At 59.5% G+C, this 16,728-nt stretch carries 16 protein-coding genes; 4 read left to right on the top strand and 12 right to left on the bottom strand.

Going from position 1 to position 16,728, the window contains the following annotated elements:
• The first annotated feature begins 94 nt into the window (after positions 1 to 94).
• Genes ICA16_RS24940 through ICA16_RS24930 form a run of 3 tightly spaced genes read left to right on the top strand, consistent with a single transcriptional unit; the run spans position 95 to position 3,250 of the window.
• A complete protein-coding gene (locus ICA16_RS24940) occupies positions 95 to 328 on the top strand; it encodes a PP0621 family protein (protein ID WP_042561130.1) in 234 nt (77 codons plus the stop codon).
• Positions 318 to 1,907: a two-component system sensor histidine kinase NtrB gene (locus ICA16_RS24935; protein ID WP_210701854.1), complete on the top strand. Its 1,590-nt coding sequence runs from the start codon at positions 318 to 320 to the stop codon at positions 1,905 to 1,907. Before ICA16_RS24940 ends, ICA16_RS24935 begins: the two co-directional genes overlap by 11 nt.
• Positions 1,904 to 3,250, top strand: a complete 1,347-nt coding sequence (locus ICA16_RS24930; RefSeq protein WP_210701853.1) for a sigma-54-dependent transcriptional regulator — start codon at positions 1,904 to 1,906, stop codon at positions 3,248 to 3,250. The genes ICA16_RS24935 and ICA16_RS24930 overlap by 4 nt, the downstream gene beginning before the upstream one ends.
• 91 nt (positions 3,251 to 3,341) lie before the next feature.
• Here the strand turns inward: ICA16_RS24930 and thiO are convergent, their stop codons facing one another.
• From thiO to ICA16_RS24895, 7 genes are read right to left on the bottom strand one after another with little or no spacing between them, the layout of a single operon-like run.
• Positions 3,342 to 4,442, bottom strand: coding sequence for a glycine oxidase ThiO (gene thiO / locus ICA16_RS24925; RefSeq protein WP_210701852.1), 1,101 nt, complete (start codon positions 4,440 to 4,442; stop codon positions 3,342 to 3,344).
• A gap of 57 nt (positions 4,443 to 4,499) precedes the next feature.
• Positions 4,500 to 4,901 carry a type IV pilin protein gene (locus tag ICA16_RS24920; RefSeq protein WP_047303296.1) on the bottom strand — a complete coding sequence of 134 codons (402 nt, stop codon included), beginning with the start codon at positions 4,899 to 4,901 and terminating at the stop codon, positions 4,500 to 4,502.
• A 15-nt stretch (positions 4,902 to 4,916) separates the two neighbouring features.
• Positions 4,917 to 8,006, bottom strand: coding sequence for a pilus assembly protein (locus ICA16_RS24915; RefSeq protein WP_210701851.1), 3,090 nt, complete (start codon positions 8,004 to 8,006; stop codon positions 4,917 to 4,919).
• Complete coding sequence (locus ICA16_RS24910; protein WP_210701850.1) at positions 7,993 to 8,472, bottom strand: pilus assembly PilX family protein; 480 nt, start codon at positions 8,470 to 8,472, stop codon at positions 7,993 to 7,995. Before ICA16_RS24910 ends, ICA16_RS24915 begins: the two co-directional genes overlap by 14 nt.
• A gap of 11 nt (positions 8,473 to 8,483) precedes the next feature.
• Entirely contained in the window at positions 8,484 to 9,197 is a 714-nt protein-coding gene (locus tag ICA16_RS24905) for a PilW family protein (protein ID WP_150602203.1), read from the bottom strand.
• On the bottom strand, positions 9,194 to 9,643 hold the full coding sequence (gene pilV / locus ICA16_RS24900) for a type IV pilus modification protein PilV (protein ID WP_210554901.1): 450 nt from the start codon (positions 9,641 to 9,643) through the stop codon (positions 9,194 to 9,196). The genes ICA16_RS24905 and pilV overlap by 4 nt, the downstream gene beginning before the upstream one ends.
• Positions 9,640 to 10,113, bottom strand: coding sequence for a GspH/FimT family pseudopilin (locus tag ICA16_RS24895; RefSeq protein ID WP_150617362.1), 474 nt, complete (start codon positions 10,111 to 10,113; stop codon positions 9,640 to 9,642). Before ICA16_RS24895 ends, pilV begins: the two co-directional genes overlap by 4 nt.
• A 130-nt stretch (positions 10,114 to 10,243) precedes the next feature.
• On the opposite strand from ICA16_RS24895, the gene ICA16_RS24890 reads away from it, so the two are divergent.
• On the top strand, positions 10,244 to 10,813 hold the full coding sequence (locus ICA16_RS24890; RefSeq protein ID WP_210701849.1) for a GspH/FimT family pseudopilin: 570 nt from the start codon (positions 10,244 to 10,246) through the stop codon (positions 10,811 to 10,813).
• Here the strand turns inward: ICA16_RS24890 and ispH are convergent.
• From ispH to ribF, 5 genes are all read right to left on the bottom strand, one after another.
• On the bottom strand, positions 10,770 to 11,714 hold the full coding sequence (gene ispH / locus ICA16_RS24885) for a 4-hydroxy-3-methylbut-2-enyl diphosphate reductase (RefSeq protein ID WP_210701848.1): 945 nt from the start codon (positions 11,712 to 11,714) through the stop codon (positions 10,770 to 10,772). The two genes, ICA16_RS24890 and ispH, sit on opposite strands and share 44 nt — an antisense overlap.
• A gap of 208 nt (positions 11,715 to 11,922) precedes the next feature.
• Positions 11,923 to 12,360, bottom strand: coding sequence for an FKBP-type peptidyl-prolyl cis-trans isomerase (fkpB, locus tag ICA16_RS24880; protein ID WP_191624081.1), 438 nt, complete (start codon positions 12,358 to 12,360; stop codon positions 11,923 to 11,925).
• Positions 12,361 to 12,367: 7 nt separating this feature from the next.
• A complete protein-coding gene (lspA, locus tag ICA16_RS24875; RefSeq protein WP_150617359.1) occupies positions 12,368 to 12,880 on the bottom strand; it encodes a signal peptidase II in 513 nt (170 codons plus the stop codon).
• A complete protein-coding gene (gene ileS, locus ICA16_RS24870; RefSeq protein WP_210701847.1) occupies positions 12,873 to 15,704 on the bottom strand; it encodes an isoleucine--tRNA ligase in 2,832 nt (943 codons plus the stop codon). Before ileS ends, lspA begins: the two co-directional genes overlap by 8 nt.
• Positions 15,705 to 15,717: 13 nt before the next feature.
• Positions 15,718 to 16,656 carry a bifunctional riboflavin kinase/FAD synthetase gene (gene ribF / locus ICA16_RS24865; RefSeq protein WP_191624077.1) on the bottom strand — a complete coding sequence of 313 codons (939 nt, stop codon included), beginning with the start codon at positions 16,654 to 16,656 and terminating at the stop codon, positions 15,718 to 15,720.
• Between the last annotated feature and the right edge of the window lie 72 nt (positions 16,657 to 16,728).

Genomic DNA, 16,728 nt, shown 5'->3' with positions numbered 1-16,728 from the left:
GATCTCCCTTTTTCATTACCGCGCTTTAATAGCGCTGTGCGCTTGTCAGGACCTTGGCTAAACTGCCGAATCATCCGTCGAAAAGCCGCTCATCATGCTTCGTTTATTGTTCTGGATTGCCCTGATATTTGCCGCGATATGGCTGTGGCGCAAGTTCAAGGCCCCTGCTTCGTCCGCCCAATCCCCTCGCGAGCAAGATGCTGCGCCGATGGTGCGCTGCGCCCATTGCGGCGTGCATCTGCCCCGCGACCGCGCGCTGAGCCTTCAACAACAGTGGTATTGCAGCCAGGCTCACCTCGAGCAAGGCCCAGGCTCCAGTGATCGCTGAGGCCGCCCACGCCGACAGCAAACAGGCTCAGCGACTGCTGCGCCTTTATCATCTTTACCGCTTAAGTGTCGGCATCACCTTGGTGCTGCTGATCTCCAGCAACATGGACAACCGCCTGCTGACGTCGGCCAACGACGATCTACTGCGCAACGGCAGCTGGCTGTATCTGGTGCTGAACATTTTGCTGGTGGTGTTCCTGGAGAACGTCCGACGCCCGGCGCAATTATTCAGCCTGGCGCTGGTCGACGTACTGCTGCTGTGCGGCTTGTTCTACGCGGCTGGCGGCGTGGCCAGTGCGCTCGGCAACTTGCTGATCGTTTCAGTGGCGATCAGCAACACCTTGCTACGCCGACGCATCGGTCTGCTGATCGCTGCCATCGGCGCCCTCGGCATTGTCGGTTTAAGCTTTCTTCTGAGTTTCAGACATCCCCTGAGCGCCAACGAATACCTGCAGGCCGGCACCCTCGGCGCGCTGTGTTTTGCCGCATCGTTGCTGGTGCAAGGGCTGGTCCGGCGGCTGGAGGTCAGCGAAACCCTGGCCGAGCAAACCGCCAGCAAAGTGGTCGGCCTGGAGGCTCTCAATGCGCTGATCCTGCAACGCATGCGCACCGGGATCCTGGTGCTCGACGAACAACGCCGTGTACAACTGGCCAATCACAGCGCGCAGACCCTGCTAGCGCAATCGCACCTTCAGGGCCATTTGATCGACGATTACTCGACCGCGCTGGTCGAACGCCTGCAACTGTGGCTGAACAACCCGACACTGCGTCCACAGAGCCTGAAAATCCCCGGCAACGGTCTGGAATTGCAGCCAAGCTTCATCGCCCTCGAACAAAGCCCCAATCAACAAACCCTGGTGTTTCTCGAAGACCTCGCGCAGATCGCTCAACAAGCCCAGCAACTGAAACTTGCCGCGCTCGGGCGTTTGACCGCCGGCATTTCCCACGAGATTCGCAATCCGTTGGGTGCCATCAGTCATGCGGCGCAGTTGTTGGGCGAGTCCGAGGAACTCGATAGCGCGGATCGGCGTCTGACGCAGATTATTCAAGACCACTCCCAGCGCATGAACCGAGTTATCGAAAACGTCCTGCAACTGTCCCGCCGTCAACAGAGCGCTCCACAACGGCTGGACCTCAAGCCGTGGCTGGAAAACTTCGTCACTGAGAGCCGCATGCAGGCTACCGAGCGGCAGAAGATTCATCTGCGGATCAACTCGGGCGACTTTGCGACCCTGATGGATCCCGACCAGCTCACACAAATTCTCGACAATCTTTTACGCAACGGCTGGCGTCACAGCGCCTTGCTGCATGATCAGGCCGAGGTCTGGCTGGCCCTGTTCATCGACCCCGACAGCCAACTGGCGGTGCTCGAAGTGCAAGACAACGGCCCCGGCGTGCCGCTTGATCAGCAGCCGCATCTGTTCGAACCGTTCTTCACCACCAGCAGCCAAGGCACTGGCCTGGGGCTTTATCTGTCCCGTGAGCTGTGCGAAAGCAACCAAGCGCGCCTAGACTTCAATCCACGCCAAGGCGGCGGCTGCTTTCGCATCACCTTTGCTCACGGACGGAAACAAAGTTGAACACGAGCCCACGGCAAAAAATCCTCATCGTCGACGACGAACCGGATATCCGCGAACTCCTGGAAATCACCCTGGGACGGATGAAACTCAACAGCTACAGCGCACGCAATCTGGCTGAGGCCCAGGCGCTGTTACAGCGCGAGACCTTCGACCTGTGCCTGACCGACATGCGCCTGCCCGATGGCACGGGGCTGGAACTGGTGCAGCACATTCAGCAACGTTATCCACAACTGCCGGTGGCGATGATTACCGCGTACGGCAGCCTGGAAACGGCAATCAATGCGTTGAAGGCCGGGGCTTTCGACTTTCTGACCAAACCGGTAGATCTCACCCGACTGCGGGAATTGGTTGCGACAGCACTGCGCATGCCCGCCGTTGGCGACGCTAGCACCTCAATTGATCGACGCCTGCTGGGTGATTCGCCGCCGATGCGCAACCTGCGCAAACAAATCGACAAACTCGCTCGCAGCCAGGCACCGGTGTACATCAGCGGTGAATCCGGCAGCGGCAAAGAGCTGGTCGCACGACTGATCCACGAACAAGGGCCCCGCGCCGGCAAGCCGTTCGTGCCGGTGAACTGCGGGGCAATACCCTCGGAACTGATGGAGAGCGAGTTTTTCGGCCATCGCAAAGGCAGTTTTACCGGCGCAGTCGAGGACAAACCGGGCCTGTTCCAGGCTGCACAGGGCGGGACATTGTTTCTCGATGAAGTGGCGGACTTGCCACTGTCTATGCAGGTAAAGCTGCTGCGGGCGATTCAGGAAAAAGCCGTACGCAGTGTCGGCGGTCAACAGGAAACCGTAGTCGATGTGCGCATTCTCTGCGCGACGCACAAGGACCTCGACGCAGAAGTCGCCGCCGAGCGCTTTCGTCAGGATCTTTATTACCGGCTAAACGTGATCGAATTGCGTGTGCCGCCCCTGCGCGAGCGACGGGATGACATTGAAGTGCTGGCGGCGCACATGCTCGCGCGCTTGGCCAAGGACACTTTGCAACCGGTGGCGGCCCTGCATCCGCAGGCCTTGGAAGCGCTAAAGAACTACCGGTTTCCGGGGAATGTGCGGGAACTGGAGAACGTGCTCGAGCGTGCGCATACCTTGTGCGAAAACCGTACGATCGAGGCTGAAGATTTGCGCTTGAGCGAGGGCAACTGTGCGGCGGAGGGTGGCATTGCGGATCTTACGCAGATCGACAATCTGGAGGATTATCTGGAGAACGTCGAACGTAAACTGATTTTGCAGGCGCTGGAGGAGACCCGCTGGAACCGGACTGCGGCGGCGCAGCGGTTGAGTCTTTCGTTCCGCTCGATGCGTTATCGCCTGAAGAAACTCGGTCTGGACTGATTCTTTACAAGATCGCAGCCTTCGGCAGCTCCTACAGGAAACGCATTCCAATGCAGGAACTGCCGAAGGCTGCGATCTTTTGACCCTGGTTTTAAATCCGCCCGGCCGGTGCATACGGCGCTGGATCAATAATCGGCGCTCGCCCCAGCATCACATCTGCAAACAACTGACACGACGCCGGCGCCAACACCAACCCGTTGCGGTAATGCCCGCAATTGAGCCACAAACCTTCAAACCCCGGCACCCGGCCAATATAGGGAATTCCCTCCGGCGAACCCGGACGCAACCCTGCCCAATGCCCCACCACTTCGGCATCCGCCAGTGCCGGCAACAGCTCAACCGCCGAGGCCTTGAGGCTTTGCAGCGCCACATCGGTCGGGGTCTTGTCGAAGCCTTCATGTTCCAGCGTGCTGCCAATCAGTATGTGCCCGTCGCGACGCGGAATCGCATAGCGCCCCTTGGCCAGCACCATGCTCGGCAGAAAGTCAGCCGCACACTTGTAGAGGATCATCTGACCTTTGACCGGCTCGACGGGCAGCGTCAGATCCAGCGTCTTGAGCAGATCACCGCTCCACGCACCAGCCGTAAGGACGACCTGATCGCCAGTGATCACGCCAGTGGAAGTCTGCACGCCAACAACCCGCTCGCCCTCGCGAACAAAACCGCTGACTTCGCACTGCTCGTGAATAGTCACGTTCGGCAGCGCCAGCAAGGCTGCTTTCAGGGATTTCACCAGGCGTGGATTTCTGACGTTGGCCACATCGGCCATGTAGATAGCCCGCGAGAATCCAACACCGAGCACCGGCACTGCATCGTGCGCAGCCGAGATATCCACAGCCCGCAACGGACGGTTTTCCCGTTCCGCCCACGCCAGCGCGTCGGCTTCGTCGTCCAGATCCAGCCAGTACAAACCCGTGGTATGGACTTCAGGATCAACGCCGGTGTCGGCAAACAAACGCTCGCCGAGCTGTGGATAAAAATCCTGCGACCAATGCGCCAGGGCGGTGACTGCCGGGCTATAGCGCCACGGATACAGCGGAGAAACGATACCGCCGCCCGCCCAGGACGATTCCTGGCCGACATTCGAGCGGTCCAGCAGCACCACGCTGCGCACTTCGGAGGCGAGATTGTAGGCCGTCAGCAGGCCAATCACCCCGCCACCGACAATCACCACTTGCTGTTGCCTGGTCATGTTTGATCCAACCGTAAAAAAGACAGTGGGCGCAAAAGGCGCCCGAAGATAAGCGCCTCAGCGGCCCCAGCAATCCTTGGTGGTCAGCCCGGTGGTCGCGTTGTTCATGCTTCTGACGCCGGTGTTGGTCAGGGTGAAATCCCCGCACTTGTCGGTGGCCATGGCCGTGCCCGTTTTACGGGCGGCAGTCAGCAGGAAGGTCTGATCAGTGATCGTCGGCGTGAGGGTGTAGAAATCATTACCCGCGCTCAGGCCGGTGATGCCGGTATAGACATTGTTCTTGGTGTAGAAGCGTTCGAGGCTCTGTGCCTGTTCCGAGAGCAGCGACACCACTTCGGCGCGGCGGCCTTTCTTCACGTATTCGTTGTAACTTGGAATGCTGATGGTGAGCACAATCCCGATGATCGCAATCACGATCATGATTTCGATCAGGGTGAAACCTCGGTTGGATCTGCGCATGCCTCAAACTCTCACTTACTGTATTTGTCGCCACATGATACGACGACTGCCGCCGCCGCCCTTTTCTACAATGATGGTGATGGTGCCGCTGGTGTCGGTCATGCCTTTGCGTTTGCCGTCACTGGAGATGAAGTTCAGCGTCGGAATGCCGCCAGTGAATATCACGCCACTGGAGATCGTGTCATTGCTGTCGACCAGGCTGTCGGAATTGGTGTCGAGCACGGCATAGTTGAGCATCTTACCGCTGAACGCATCGAGTTCGACCAGTTTGCCGGTACCGAAACTCGCACAGGGATCGGTGGTGTCGACGCTGGCCGTGGTGAAGACGATGCGGCCCAGCACGATACTCGCTTGATTGATCACCCGCTCGCCGGTCAGCACGTTGTTATACACCAGCGGCAAGTACCAGCCCTTCTCCCCCGGATACGTCGTCTCGTTCTGCGTTGTGGTCAGGAATTGCCCGGTGCTACCGGAGAATGAGCCAGTAATTGCCTGCGGCTGCAAACTGCTGACGGTCAACTGCCCGGCCCCGCCATCGGCATCCCACACTGAATAGAACGCCTGCAAATCCTTGTTGGTCTTGTCGGCGGTTTCGTTGAATTTACCGGTACCGACGAAGATCTGTTTGCCGCCCGCTGCGTTGTCCGCCAGCAAAGGTTGCGCCGTGATCGGCTGCGTCGCCCCGCCCGCCGTGGTGAACAGCGGCTTGCCGGAAAACGCCACGCCCCAGCTGTCGGGTGCTGTGGCGCTGAGGTCGAATTTCCACAACCGCCCCTTCAAGTCACCGCCATAGGCAGCCTGCACCACGTTTTGCGAGTTGACCTTGAGCTTCACCGAGGACAAACCGTTGCTGGTGTCCGTACTGTCGACAACGATCTTTTTGATCAGCGAACCGTCGCGTATATCCAGCACATACAGCGCTGCCAGCCCCGAATTGCTGCCATAACCGTTAGAGATAAACGCGGCCCAGCGACCATCGGCCAAGCGTGCCACTTCCGGTCGCGCATAGGCATAACCCAGATCATTAAAAACGTTGCCGGTGTTGGCGATGGCCGGCGCGCTGACTTCCCACAACGCACGCATGACGTTGCCTGCGGAGGCATCGAACAGTTGCAGCGCGTAGAAGGTTTTGCCACCCGCACCGGTGCCGCCAATGGCGAGGGTTTTCCAGGCGTTGTTGAGTTGCGCGTCATACACGCCGACCTGGCCGTCGACCAGAAACTTGTGGCTGACGCCATTGATGTAATTCGGGTCGGCGATCAAGCGCAACGACGGCAACACACTGGACGGCATGTAGGCGTAACGCCGGGTACCATTGGCCGAGTTGATGACGTTGACGAAACCATCGTTGGCATTCACCACCAGGCTGGCGCTCATGTTCGCCGCTTTGGTCGTCAGGTAAGTGCTGTAAGTGGTGTCGCCCGACAGGTCGGAGGCGGTTTTGTCCGTGGGCGAGGCCAGCACCAGTGGCGAATTGATGATGTCGCCGAGCAATACACTGCGAGCCCTGAGTCCGCTCTTGTTGGTGCCCTTGCTCCACTCCACCAGATCAATACCGGTAATGCCGGTAGGCAGACCTCCACTTAGCGTCGTCTGCTGCGCCGCGGAAAAATTACCATAGGCCAGGGTGACGGCAGCGTTGCTTGAGGTGTTCCAGGATTGGTAGGTCGGCGCGGTGGCCCCCGGAACAACTGTGGTGTCGGTGCTCCAGAGTGCCGTCGATGTATTAACGGTTCCGGCCGATGTGAAGCCGAATGCCTTGATCGTGCCGCGCCAGTCCTTGGGGTCATAGGTGGTCTGATAGAAACTGCTGCTACTGCTGAGGGTGGTCCCGCTGACAACACCGGCACCGCCCGAACCGGCCTTGGAGGTGATGTCGCTCAGCGCCGATGACAACGCCGCATTGAGGCCAGCGCTGTCGGTCGCCTGATAGTAACGACCCTGCCCGTAACTCGCCGCGTCGGAGAGCATGTCGTTGTCAGCGGCGAAGCCCACGGTGTAGGTGTTCATGTTCTGCTTGGGGAAATCCACTGCGTTCCAGCTCTTGCCTGCTGCGTCGGTGCCGGTGGAGCGCATGTCGATGTCATAAGCAAATTTGGCGATGTCATCCAGATACAACGTGTCACCCTCACCGTCGCCGTTAAGGTTGTCGCCGTCATTGTTGACGCCGTCCCAGTTCGGCAAACGGTTTGTGGCCAGCGGATCATTGGTCGGGAAGGTACGGTCGAACGTCGGCAACCCGTCAGTGATCACCACGCCGTAATTTTTCTGGCAGCGGTACTGGATCGGGCTGGTGTAGGTGCTCGGTGTACTGTTGTAGAACGGCGCCATGCCGCGCATGTAGCGAGTGACTTCGTAATAGGTTTCCGCCAATGGCGTGTTGGCCACGGCGCTCAAGTTGTTGATCGAGGAGATCAGCACGTTGTAATTGGAGTCAGCCTGGGCCTGGGTCACGCTACCGGCGACCGCTGACAGATCAGCAATTGAGCGGGCAATGTAGCCACCATTGCCAGAGTTGGTGCTGGTCGCCGGGTTGAACGTCGACAGGCCCATGCGCAAAGTCCGGTTGCTGCTGACCAGTGCCGTGGAAACGTTGCGTGCGACGTTGATTCGGTAATCGTTGGGGATCGCCCCGGTGGTGAAGTCGCGGGTGCCATTGTTGATCGCAAGACTGACCACGTAAGAAATGTAATCCCCTGAATAGCGTGTATTACCGCCACCCACCGGGTCCGGCAGCTTCAGGCAAAGCGGCGCAAGGCTGTTGTTGTAAAACGCATAGGCACCGCCATAGCAACCTGAGGTCGGCAGACTCGACAAGAACACGGTATCGCCCGTAATCGCTGGCGCATTCAGGCCTGAGCACAACCCCAGGAACGCATTGCACTCCCGGGCGGGCGTGCGGTTGAGCGTCGGATCGAATCCCGCCGCATAGATGATGCTGTTCATGCTCCCCGAATCGTCGATCAGCAACATAACGTTCGGTGGCACCGCCGCCGCACTCAGCAATGGCGAGTCAGACGGCGTGAACGCATAAGCCGGTGCGGCCAGATAGAAAGTCAGCAGCATGCCGGTCAGCAGAGATGCGCAGCGTTCAAAACTTCGCATAGATACTCTCCACAACGCTACGCGAAGTGCCGGCGATGCCGACAGCGGTCACCCGATAAAGGGTCGCCGACGTGTTGCTCGGTACATTCACGGCGGTCAGCGTCGTACCGATGTTCTGTACGCCATAGAAGCCGTTGCCTGCGGCGATCCAGAGTACCCCCGAGGTCGAATTGAGCCCCGCCGCACTCACCACCGACGACTCGGCTGGCGGCGCACATTGCGTGGTGCCGCTGCACACTGCCAAAGCAAAACTGTCCAGTTGCACCGCGCTCTCGCCCACACGCAACGCCGCTTCGGCGGTCTGAAATGATTGATTGCGCAGGCCTACGCTGCCGGCCATTTTTTCCTGCAGGTTGGCACTCTGCATCGATGAAAGGCCGATCATCGTCATCAGCAACAGAAACACCAGGCTGACCAGCAGCACCATGCCCTTCTGTGCCTGACGCTGATGGAGAGAAATCCTCATCACCCTGCCCCTCACTGCAAGCGGTTGCGCAAAGCGGCAACCACGTTGAAGGTTTGATTGCGCACCCGGTTGTTGGGGTCGGCGAGGGTCAGGCTCAGGCGCACGCTGCGAATACGTGCCGGATCGCCCGGATTGGTGCTGTAGGTCGAGGCTGCGACATCCGTCGCGGAACTCGCCAGACCGAATGTCACGTTGAAAGCACTGACGTTGTTCACCAGCACCTGTTGCGCCGGGTTGCCGCTGCCAGTACCCATCAGTATCTGGTTGTTGCTGAAGCTGTAGATCAGACGTCGTATCGGGAAGGCGATCTGCCCGGTTGCCGGGCTTCGCAACCCGGTGTAAGCCGTCGCGCTGTTGCGGCAATCAGACAGCACTGTCCAGGTGGGTGTGCCGCCGCTACCACCAATATCCGCCGTGACCAGCGTCAGCTTGAGATTGGCGTTATCCCAATTGATCGGCGTGATCTGCGCCGCATTGAAGTCCCCGGCATTGCTTGAATCGGTGATGACGCCAAGGCAGCCGAACATTCCGACCATGCGGATTTCCTGGATCATTTTGCTCAATACGAAGCGCGCGTCTTCCTGCATGGCAGCAGCGCTGTTCTGGCTGACGTAGGTGTTTTTTGCGGCAATGAAAATCTGCACCACGCCCAACACTACGATCAGCCCCAGCGCCAAAGCGATCAGTAATTCGATAAGACCGAAACCGTGGTTTTGGCGCTTCATGGCGTGACCACCGGATCAACGGCGGCTCGACTGCTCAGGACAAAACTGCGTTGAGCATTGGCCGTGTTGGCCGCGCGCGCGTCACTCCAGGTGATGGTGATGGTGTAAACCCGCTGGTTGAGGGTGATGCTGCCAGTCGCAGTCGGCCCGCCGAAGTTGACGATACTGGTGGTGAAATCGTAGAGATCCTGATCGCGGGCGTTGCCCAGGTTGGCCGAGATCGGTGGCGTAATGGTGTAATTCGCGCCGGAGTTGGCGCGGATGCGGTCCATCATGTCGTAGGCGATGAAACTGGCCTGACTGGTCATGCGTGAACTGTCGGTGTATTTCAGTGCATTCAGTTGCACCGCCGCCGCACCGAGCAGCCCGACCGTCAGAATCAGCAACGCAACCAGCACTTCGATCAGCGTCATGCCCTGCTGTACGCCTTTGCTCCCTGCCCTCATCCGCAACTTCCACCCAGTTGAATTCGTCCGTTCAAACACACGTTAAGCGTCCTGCTCTGCGTTCCCAGCGTGTAACTGATGACCACTGCCGTTGAGGGTGCGGCCAGACCGCCGAGGTTGTTGAAATCCAGCGCGGTCACTCCTGAGGTTAGCGTCAGAGTGGCGCCGCTGCTCATCGCCGGAACAACCCGCAACACATTGGCCGCAGTGCCAGTACTGTCGTAGACAGCCAATTCACCGGTCCAGACGCTGCCCCCGGCGGTCGGACGCAGGCGCAGAGTGGTGCCGCGGTCAATCGCTTCGAGCCTGGCGAAATTGATCGCCCGTTGCAGATCGCCCATTTCGGTATCGGCCTTGCTGCTTTGTATCGATCGGGTGAAAGCGGGCACCGCCAGTGTGATCAGGACCAAAAAAATCGCGATGGCGACCAGCAACTCGATCAGCGTGAAACCTTTTGTACGATGATCCATCGATGCCCTCCGTTGCCGTCGGCTATACCTGCTTCTACACGCTAGAACATTCAATCAATACATGTCGGTTGATTTACTCGCAGCGGCGCAGGGAGCGCGTCGCTGATCACACTCCAAGGAAGGCGTTTTCATGTCGCAACAAGGCTTCAGCCTGATCGAACTGCTTATGGGACTGGCGATTGGCGCAATTGTTCTGCTGCTGGTCAGTCCGGCATTTGCCACGCTCACCGAATCGAACCAGCGCGACCAGGCTGCACAGTCATTGATCGAGGGCATCCGTAACGCTCGCACAACGGCCATCACGCGTAATCAGACCACGGTGATTCACGGCATCAACGGCGATTGGAGTCAGGGCTGGCGGATCATTCTGGATATCAGCGGCAAGGGGCCGGAGGACAGCAGCAACCCGCTGCTGCTGGAGCATGCGAGTGACGCGAAGGTACCGATTGTCGGTAATTGGCTGGTGAATCGTTATGTGCGGTTCAGCAATCTGGGGCAACCGCTGATGCCCGGGCGCAAGTTTCAGGCGGGGACGTTACATATCTGCTCGACTCGCGAGCCGGTCAGCCAGCGCCAGATAGTGCTGGCGGCGACCGGTCGCGTGCGCCTGAGCAGCGAAAAGACTGAACAGGCGCTGTGTCGAAAAGCAAAAAGCGTTAGATCGAACGGACGCGCAGCTCTTTCGGCATCGAAAACGTGATGTTCTCTTCGCGCCCGGCCAGCTCATCGGCACCAGTAGCGCCCCACGCGTGCAACTGCCGAATAACGCCGCGCACCAGCACTTCCGGCGCCGAAGCACCGGCAGTGATGCCGATACGCTCGACGCCATCGAACCAGCTCTGTTGCAGGTCTTCGGCACCGTCGATCAGGTAGGCCGGCGTGGCCATGCGTTCGGCCAGCTCACGCAAGCGGTTGGAGTTGGAGCTGTTCGGGCTACCGACCACCAACACCACGTCGCACTCGTCGGCCAGTTGCTTGACGGCGTCCTGACGGTTTTGTGTGGCGTAGCAGATGTCGTCCTTGCGCGGGCCACCAATGGCCGGGAAACGCGTACGCAGCGCATCGATGACACGGCTGGTGTCGTCCATCGACAGCGTGGTCTGGGTGACGAAGGCCAGTTTCTCCGGGTTGTGCACCTGCAGTTCGGCGACGTCTTTCTCGTCTTCGACGAGGTAGATCGCGCCGCCATTACTGGCGTCGTACTGACCCATGGTGCCTTCGACTTCAGGGTGACCGGCATGGCCGATCAGGATGCATTCACGACCGTCGCGGCTGTATTTCGCGACTTCGATGTGCACCTTGGTGACCAGCGGGCAAGTAGCGTCGAACACCTTCAGGCCACGACCAGCGGCTTCGGTACGCACGGCTTGCGATACGCCGTGAGCACTGAAGATCACAATGACGTCGTCCGGCACCTGATCCAGTTCTTCAACGAAAATCGCACCGCGACTGCGCAGGTCTTCGACGACGAACTTGTTGTGCACCACTTCATGACGCACGTAGATCGGTGGCCCGAAGACTTCCAGGGCGCGGTTGACGATTTCGATCGCCCGGTCCACACCGGCGCAGAAGCCACGGGGATTGGCGAGTTTGATTTGCATGCTGTGCCTCGTGTCTTGCGCGCGAAAAAACAGTGAATAACTACTGTGGGAGCGAGCTGTGTGGTGAGGGGATTTATCCCCGATCGATTGCGCAGCAATCGCAAAACAGTCGGTGCTTTCTCATTCGAAATTGCAGTGACCAGACTTGGGGGTGCTTCGCACCCCATCGGGGATAAATCCCCTCGCCACATAGGCTCCTGTGTACTTTTTAGAGAGCTTTGACGGAGAAAATTTCCACGTCAAAGGTCAACGTCTTGCCCGCCAGCGGGTGGTTGAAGTCGATGGTCACTTGCGCGTCATCGAACTCTTTTACCACGCCCGGCAGCTCAGTATTGGCCGCGTCGTTGAAGATCACCAGCAAACCGGGTGACAGTTCCATGTCGGCAAACTGCGAGCGCGGGATGATCTGCACGTTCTGCGGGTTCGGTTGACCGAAAGCGTTTTCCGGCTCGACGGTCAGTGTGCGCTTGTCACCCGCCTTGAAGCCGAACAGCGCCGCTTCAAAACCCGGCAGCAGGTTGCCGTCGCCGACCTTGAAGGTCGCCGGGGCCTTGTCGAACGTGCTGTCGACGGTGTCGCCGTTCTCCAGGCGCAATGCAAAGTGCAAAGTGACTTCCGTGTTCTGGCCAATGCGTTGCTCAGCCAATACTTGTTCAGTCATGAGCGGCCTCTTCGGTTTTCTTGGATTTGAACATATCCAGTGCCAGCATCACCGCGCCAACGCTGATAGCGCTGTCGGCGATGTTGAACGCCGGGAAGTACCAGCGGTTCTGCCAGTGCACCAGAATGAAATCGATCACATGGCCCAGGGCCACGCGGTCATACAGATTGCCCAACGCACCACCCAGCACCAGCGCCAAGGCGATGGCCAGCCAGGTTTCGTTGCGACCCAGACGCTTGAGCCAGACCACCAGCACCGCACTGACCACAATCGCGATCAGGGCGAATAGCCAGCGCTGCCAGCCGGAGCTGTCAGCCAAAAAGCTGAAAGCAGCGCCAGTGTTGTAAGCCAGGGTCCAGCTGAACAGATCGGGGATCACCACGATCTGCTGGAACATTTCGAGCTTGTTTTCAAAGTAGAACTTGCTGGCCTGGTCGATGACCAGCACCAGCAAGCTCAACCAGAGCCAGCCCAACCGTCCGAAACGGCCAATGGCATTAGGCATAGTGACGAACCTCGCCAGCGCCGCTGATGTTGTCGACGCAACGACCGCAGATTTCCGGATGCTCCGGGTTCACGCCGACGTCTTCGCGGCAATGCCAGCAACGAGCGCATTTCGGGAAAGCCGATTTGACGATCTTCAGCTTCAGGCCGCTGACTTCGGTCACAACCGCGTCGGCCGGGGCCTGCACGAATGGCGCAACGCTGGCGGTCGAAGTGATCAATACAAAGCGCAGTTCGTTGCTCAGCTTGGCCAGGTCGGCAGTCAGAGCCTCTTCGGCAAACAGCGTCACTTCGGCTTGCAGGTTGCCACCGACAGCCTTGGCTGCGCGCTGGATTTCCATCTCTTTGTTGACCGCGACTTTCACTTCCATGATGCGATCCCAGTACTCACGGCCCAGCTCGAAGCCTTCCGGCAGTTCGGTCAGACCTTCGTACCAGGTGTTGAGCATGACGGATTCGTTACGCTCGCCCGGCAGGTATTGCCACAGTTCGTCGGCAGTGAAGGCGAGGATCGGCGCGATCCAGCGCACCAGCGCTTCAGAGATGTGGAACAGCGCAGTCTGGCACGAGCGACGTGCCTTGCTGTCGGCGCCGGTGGTGTACTGGCGATCCTTGATGATGTCGAGGTAGAAACCACCCAGCTCCTGCACGCAGAAGTTGTGGATCTTGGAGTAGACGTTCCAGAAACGGTATTCACCGTAGTTCTCTTGCAGCTCGCGTTGCAGCAGCAAGGTGCGATCCACCGCCCAACGATCCAGCGCGAGCATTTCTTCAGCCGGCAGGATGTCGGTAGCCGGGTTGAAACCGGTCAGGTTGGAAAGCAGGAAGCGCGCGGTGTTACGGATCCGGCGGTAGGCATCGGCACTGCGAGCCAGGATCTGCTCGGACACGGCGATTTCGCCGGAGTAGTCGGTCGAAGCCACCCACAGACGCATGATGTCGGCGCCCAGGGTGTCGTTGACTTTCTGCGGCGCGATCACGTTGCCCAGGGATTTGGACATCTTGCGGCCGGACTCATCGACGGTGAAGCCGTGGGTCAGCAGTTCGCGGTACGGCGCGTGATTGTCGATGGCGCAACCGGTCAGCAAGGAGGAGTGGAACCAGCCACGGTGTTGGTCGGAACCTTCCAGGTACAGATCGGCACGCGGACCGGTCTCGTGGCCCATCGGGTGCGAACCGCGCAGGACGTGCCAGTGCGTGGTGCCCGAATCGAACCAGACGTCGAGGGTGTCGCTGATCTTGTCGTACTGCGGCGCTTCATCGCCCAGCAGTTCGGCGGCGTCCATCTTGAACCAGGCTTCGATGCCTTCGACTTCAACGCGCTTGGCCACTTCTTCCATCAGTTCGACGGTGCGTGGGTGCAGCTCGCCGCTTTCCTTGTTGAGGAAGAACGGGATCGGCACGCCCCAGTTGCGCTGACGCGAGATGCACCAGTCGGGACGGTTAGCGATCATCGAATGCAGTCGCGCCTGGCCCCAGGCCGGAACGAACTTGGTGTCTTCGATGGCTTTGAGCGAGCGAATACGCAGGGTGTCGCCGCTGACCGGCTCTTTGTCCATGCCGATGAACCACTGCGCGGTGGCGCGGTAGATCAGCGGAGTCTTGTGACGCCAGCAGTGCATGTAGCTGTGTTCGATGACGGTGGTGTGCATCAGCGCACCCACTTCGGTCAGTTTTTCAACGATGGCCGGGTTGGCCTTCCAGATGAACTGGCCGCCGAAGAATTCCAGCGTCGGCACGTAAACACCGTTGCTCTGAACTGGATTGAGGATGTCATCGTTGACCATGCCGTACTTCTTGCAGGTCACGAAGTCGTCCACGCCGTAAGCCGGAGCGGAGTGAACCACACCGGTGCCGGCGCCCAGTTCGACGTAGTCGGCCAGGTACACCGGCGACAGACGGTCATAGAACGGGTGACGGAAGTTGATCAGCTCCAGTTCTTTACCGGTGGTGGTCGCGATGACCGAGCCTTCCAGGCTGTAGCGAGCCAGACAGGCTTCGACCAGCTCTTCAGCCAGCACCAGCAACTTGTCGCCGACATCAACCAGCGCGTAGTTGAATTCCGGGTGAACGTTCAGCGCCTGGTTGGCCGGGATGGTCCACGGGGTGGTGGTCCAGATCACGATCGAGGCAGGCTTGGCCAGCGACGGCAAGCCGAACGCGGCAGCCAGTTTGGCTTCGTCAGCGATCGGGAATGCCACGTCGATGGTCGACGACTTCTTGTTTTCGTACTCGACTTCCGCCTCGGCCAAAGCCGAACCGCAATCAAAGCACCAGTTCACAGGCTTGAGGCCCTTGAACACGAAACCGCCCTTGACGATTTCGGCGAGCGCGCGGATTTCACCGGCCTCGTTCTGGAAATTCATGGTCTTGTACGGGTTGGCGAAGTCGCCCAGCACGCCGAGGCGGATGAATTCGGACTTCTGCCCTTCGATCTGCTCGGTGGCGTAGGCACGGCACAGTTCGCGGGTCTTGTCCGCGCCCAGGTTCTTGCCGTGGGTCACTTCAACCTTGTGCTCGATCGGCAGGCCGTGGCAGTCCCAGCCAGGCACGTACGGCGCGTCGAAACCCGACAGGGTTTTCGAGCGGATGATCATGTCCTTGAGAATCTTGTTCAGAGCGTGACCGATGTGGATCGTGCCGTTGGCGTACGGAGGGCCGTCGTGCAGGACGAACTTCGGACGATCCTTGCCAATCTCGCGCAACTTTCCGTACAGGCCAATACTGTCCCAGCGCTGCAGAATCTGCGGTTCGCGCTGTGGCAGGCCGGCCTTCATTGGGAAGGCGGTGTCCGGAAGGTTTAGCGTGGCTTTATAGTCGGTCATTTAAGGCTCTTCATTAGCGATGGGCGCTAGGTGCGGCTAGTGCACGGGCGGTGGCGACATCCGCATTGATCGCCGTTTTCAGCGCCTCCAGAGAGGCAAATCGCTGCTCTTCACGCAGCTTCTGGTGGAAAACCACCGTCAAACGCCGGTCATACAGATCGCCGGCAAAATCTAAAAGATGGACTTCAAGGTGGGCCTTGCCATCACCTTGCACCGTGGGCCGTACGCCAATATTGGCGACGCCGGGCCAGGTCTTGCCGTCGATGTCGACATCCACCAGATACACCCCGGTGAACGGCACACGACGACGCTTGAGTTGAATATTGGCAGTGGGCGTACCCAATTGCCGGGCCAGCTTCTGGCCATGCAGCACACGACCGGCGATGCGGTATGGGCGACCGAGCAAACGTTCGGCCAAAGCAAAATCGGCGGCGGCCAAGGCGTTACGCACTTGGGTGCTGCTGACGCGAATGCCATCCAGCTCGACGGTTTGCGCGGCTTCGACGGTAAAACCGTGAACCTGCCCGGCCTGCAACAGGAAATCAAAATCGCCGAGGCGGTCGCAGCCAAAGCGGAAATCGTCACCGACCTCCAGATGCTGCACGCCGAGCCCGTCCACCAGAATGGTGTCGACGAACTCACTGGCGCTGAGTTTGCTCAGACGCTGGTTGAAGGCCAGGCACAAGACCCGGTCGACACCTTCGGCGGCCAGCAGCTGCAGCTTGTCGCGCAACCGGGCCAAACGCGCCGGGGCGGTGTCGGGGGCGAAAAACTCCCGCGGCTGCGGCTCGAAAATCACCACGCAGCTGGGTACGCCCAACTCGAGCGCACGCTCACGCAGTCGGGCCAGGATAGCCTGGTGACCACGGTGAACACCGTCAAAGTTGCCAATAGTGGCGACGCAGCCCCGATGCTGGGGGCGCAAGTTGTGGAGGCCTCGAACCAGCTGCATAACGCGCTTCTTGCTCATAAAGTGGTCGATTATAACCACACCCGACGGTCGACGACAGGCAACACCGTAACG

It is taken from the genome of Pseudomonas anatoliensis (assembly GCF_017976235.1).
Classification (GTDB): domain Bacteria; phylum Pseudomonadota; class Gammaproteobacteria; order Pseudomonadales; family Pseudomonadaceae; genus Aquipseudomonas; species Aquipseudomonas anatoliensis.
The sequence above is the reverse complement of the archived record's forward strand: the minus strand, read 5'-3'. Positions and strand labels throughout refer to the sequence as shown.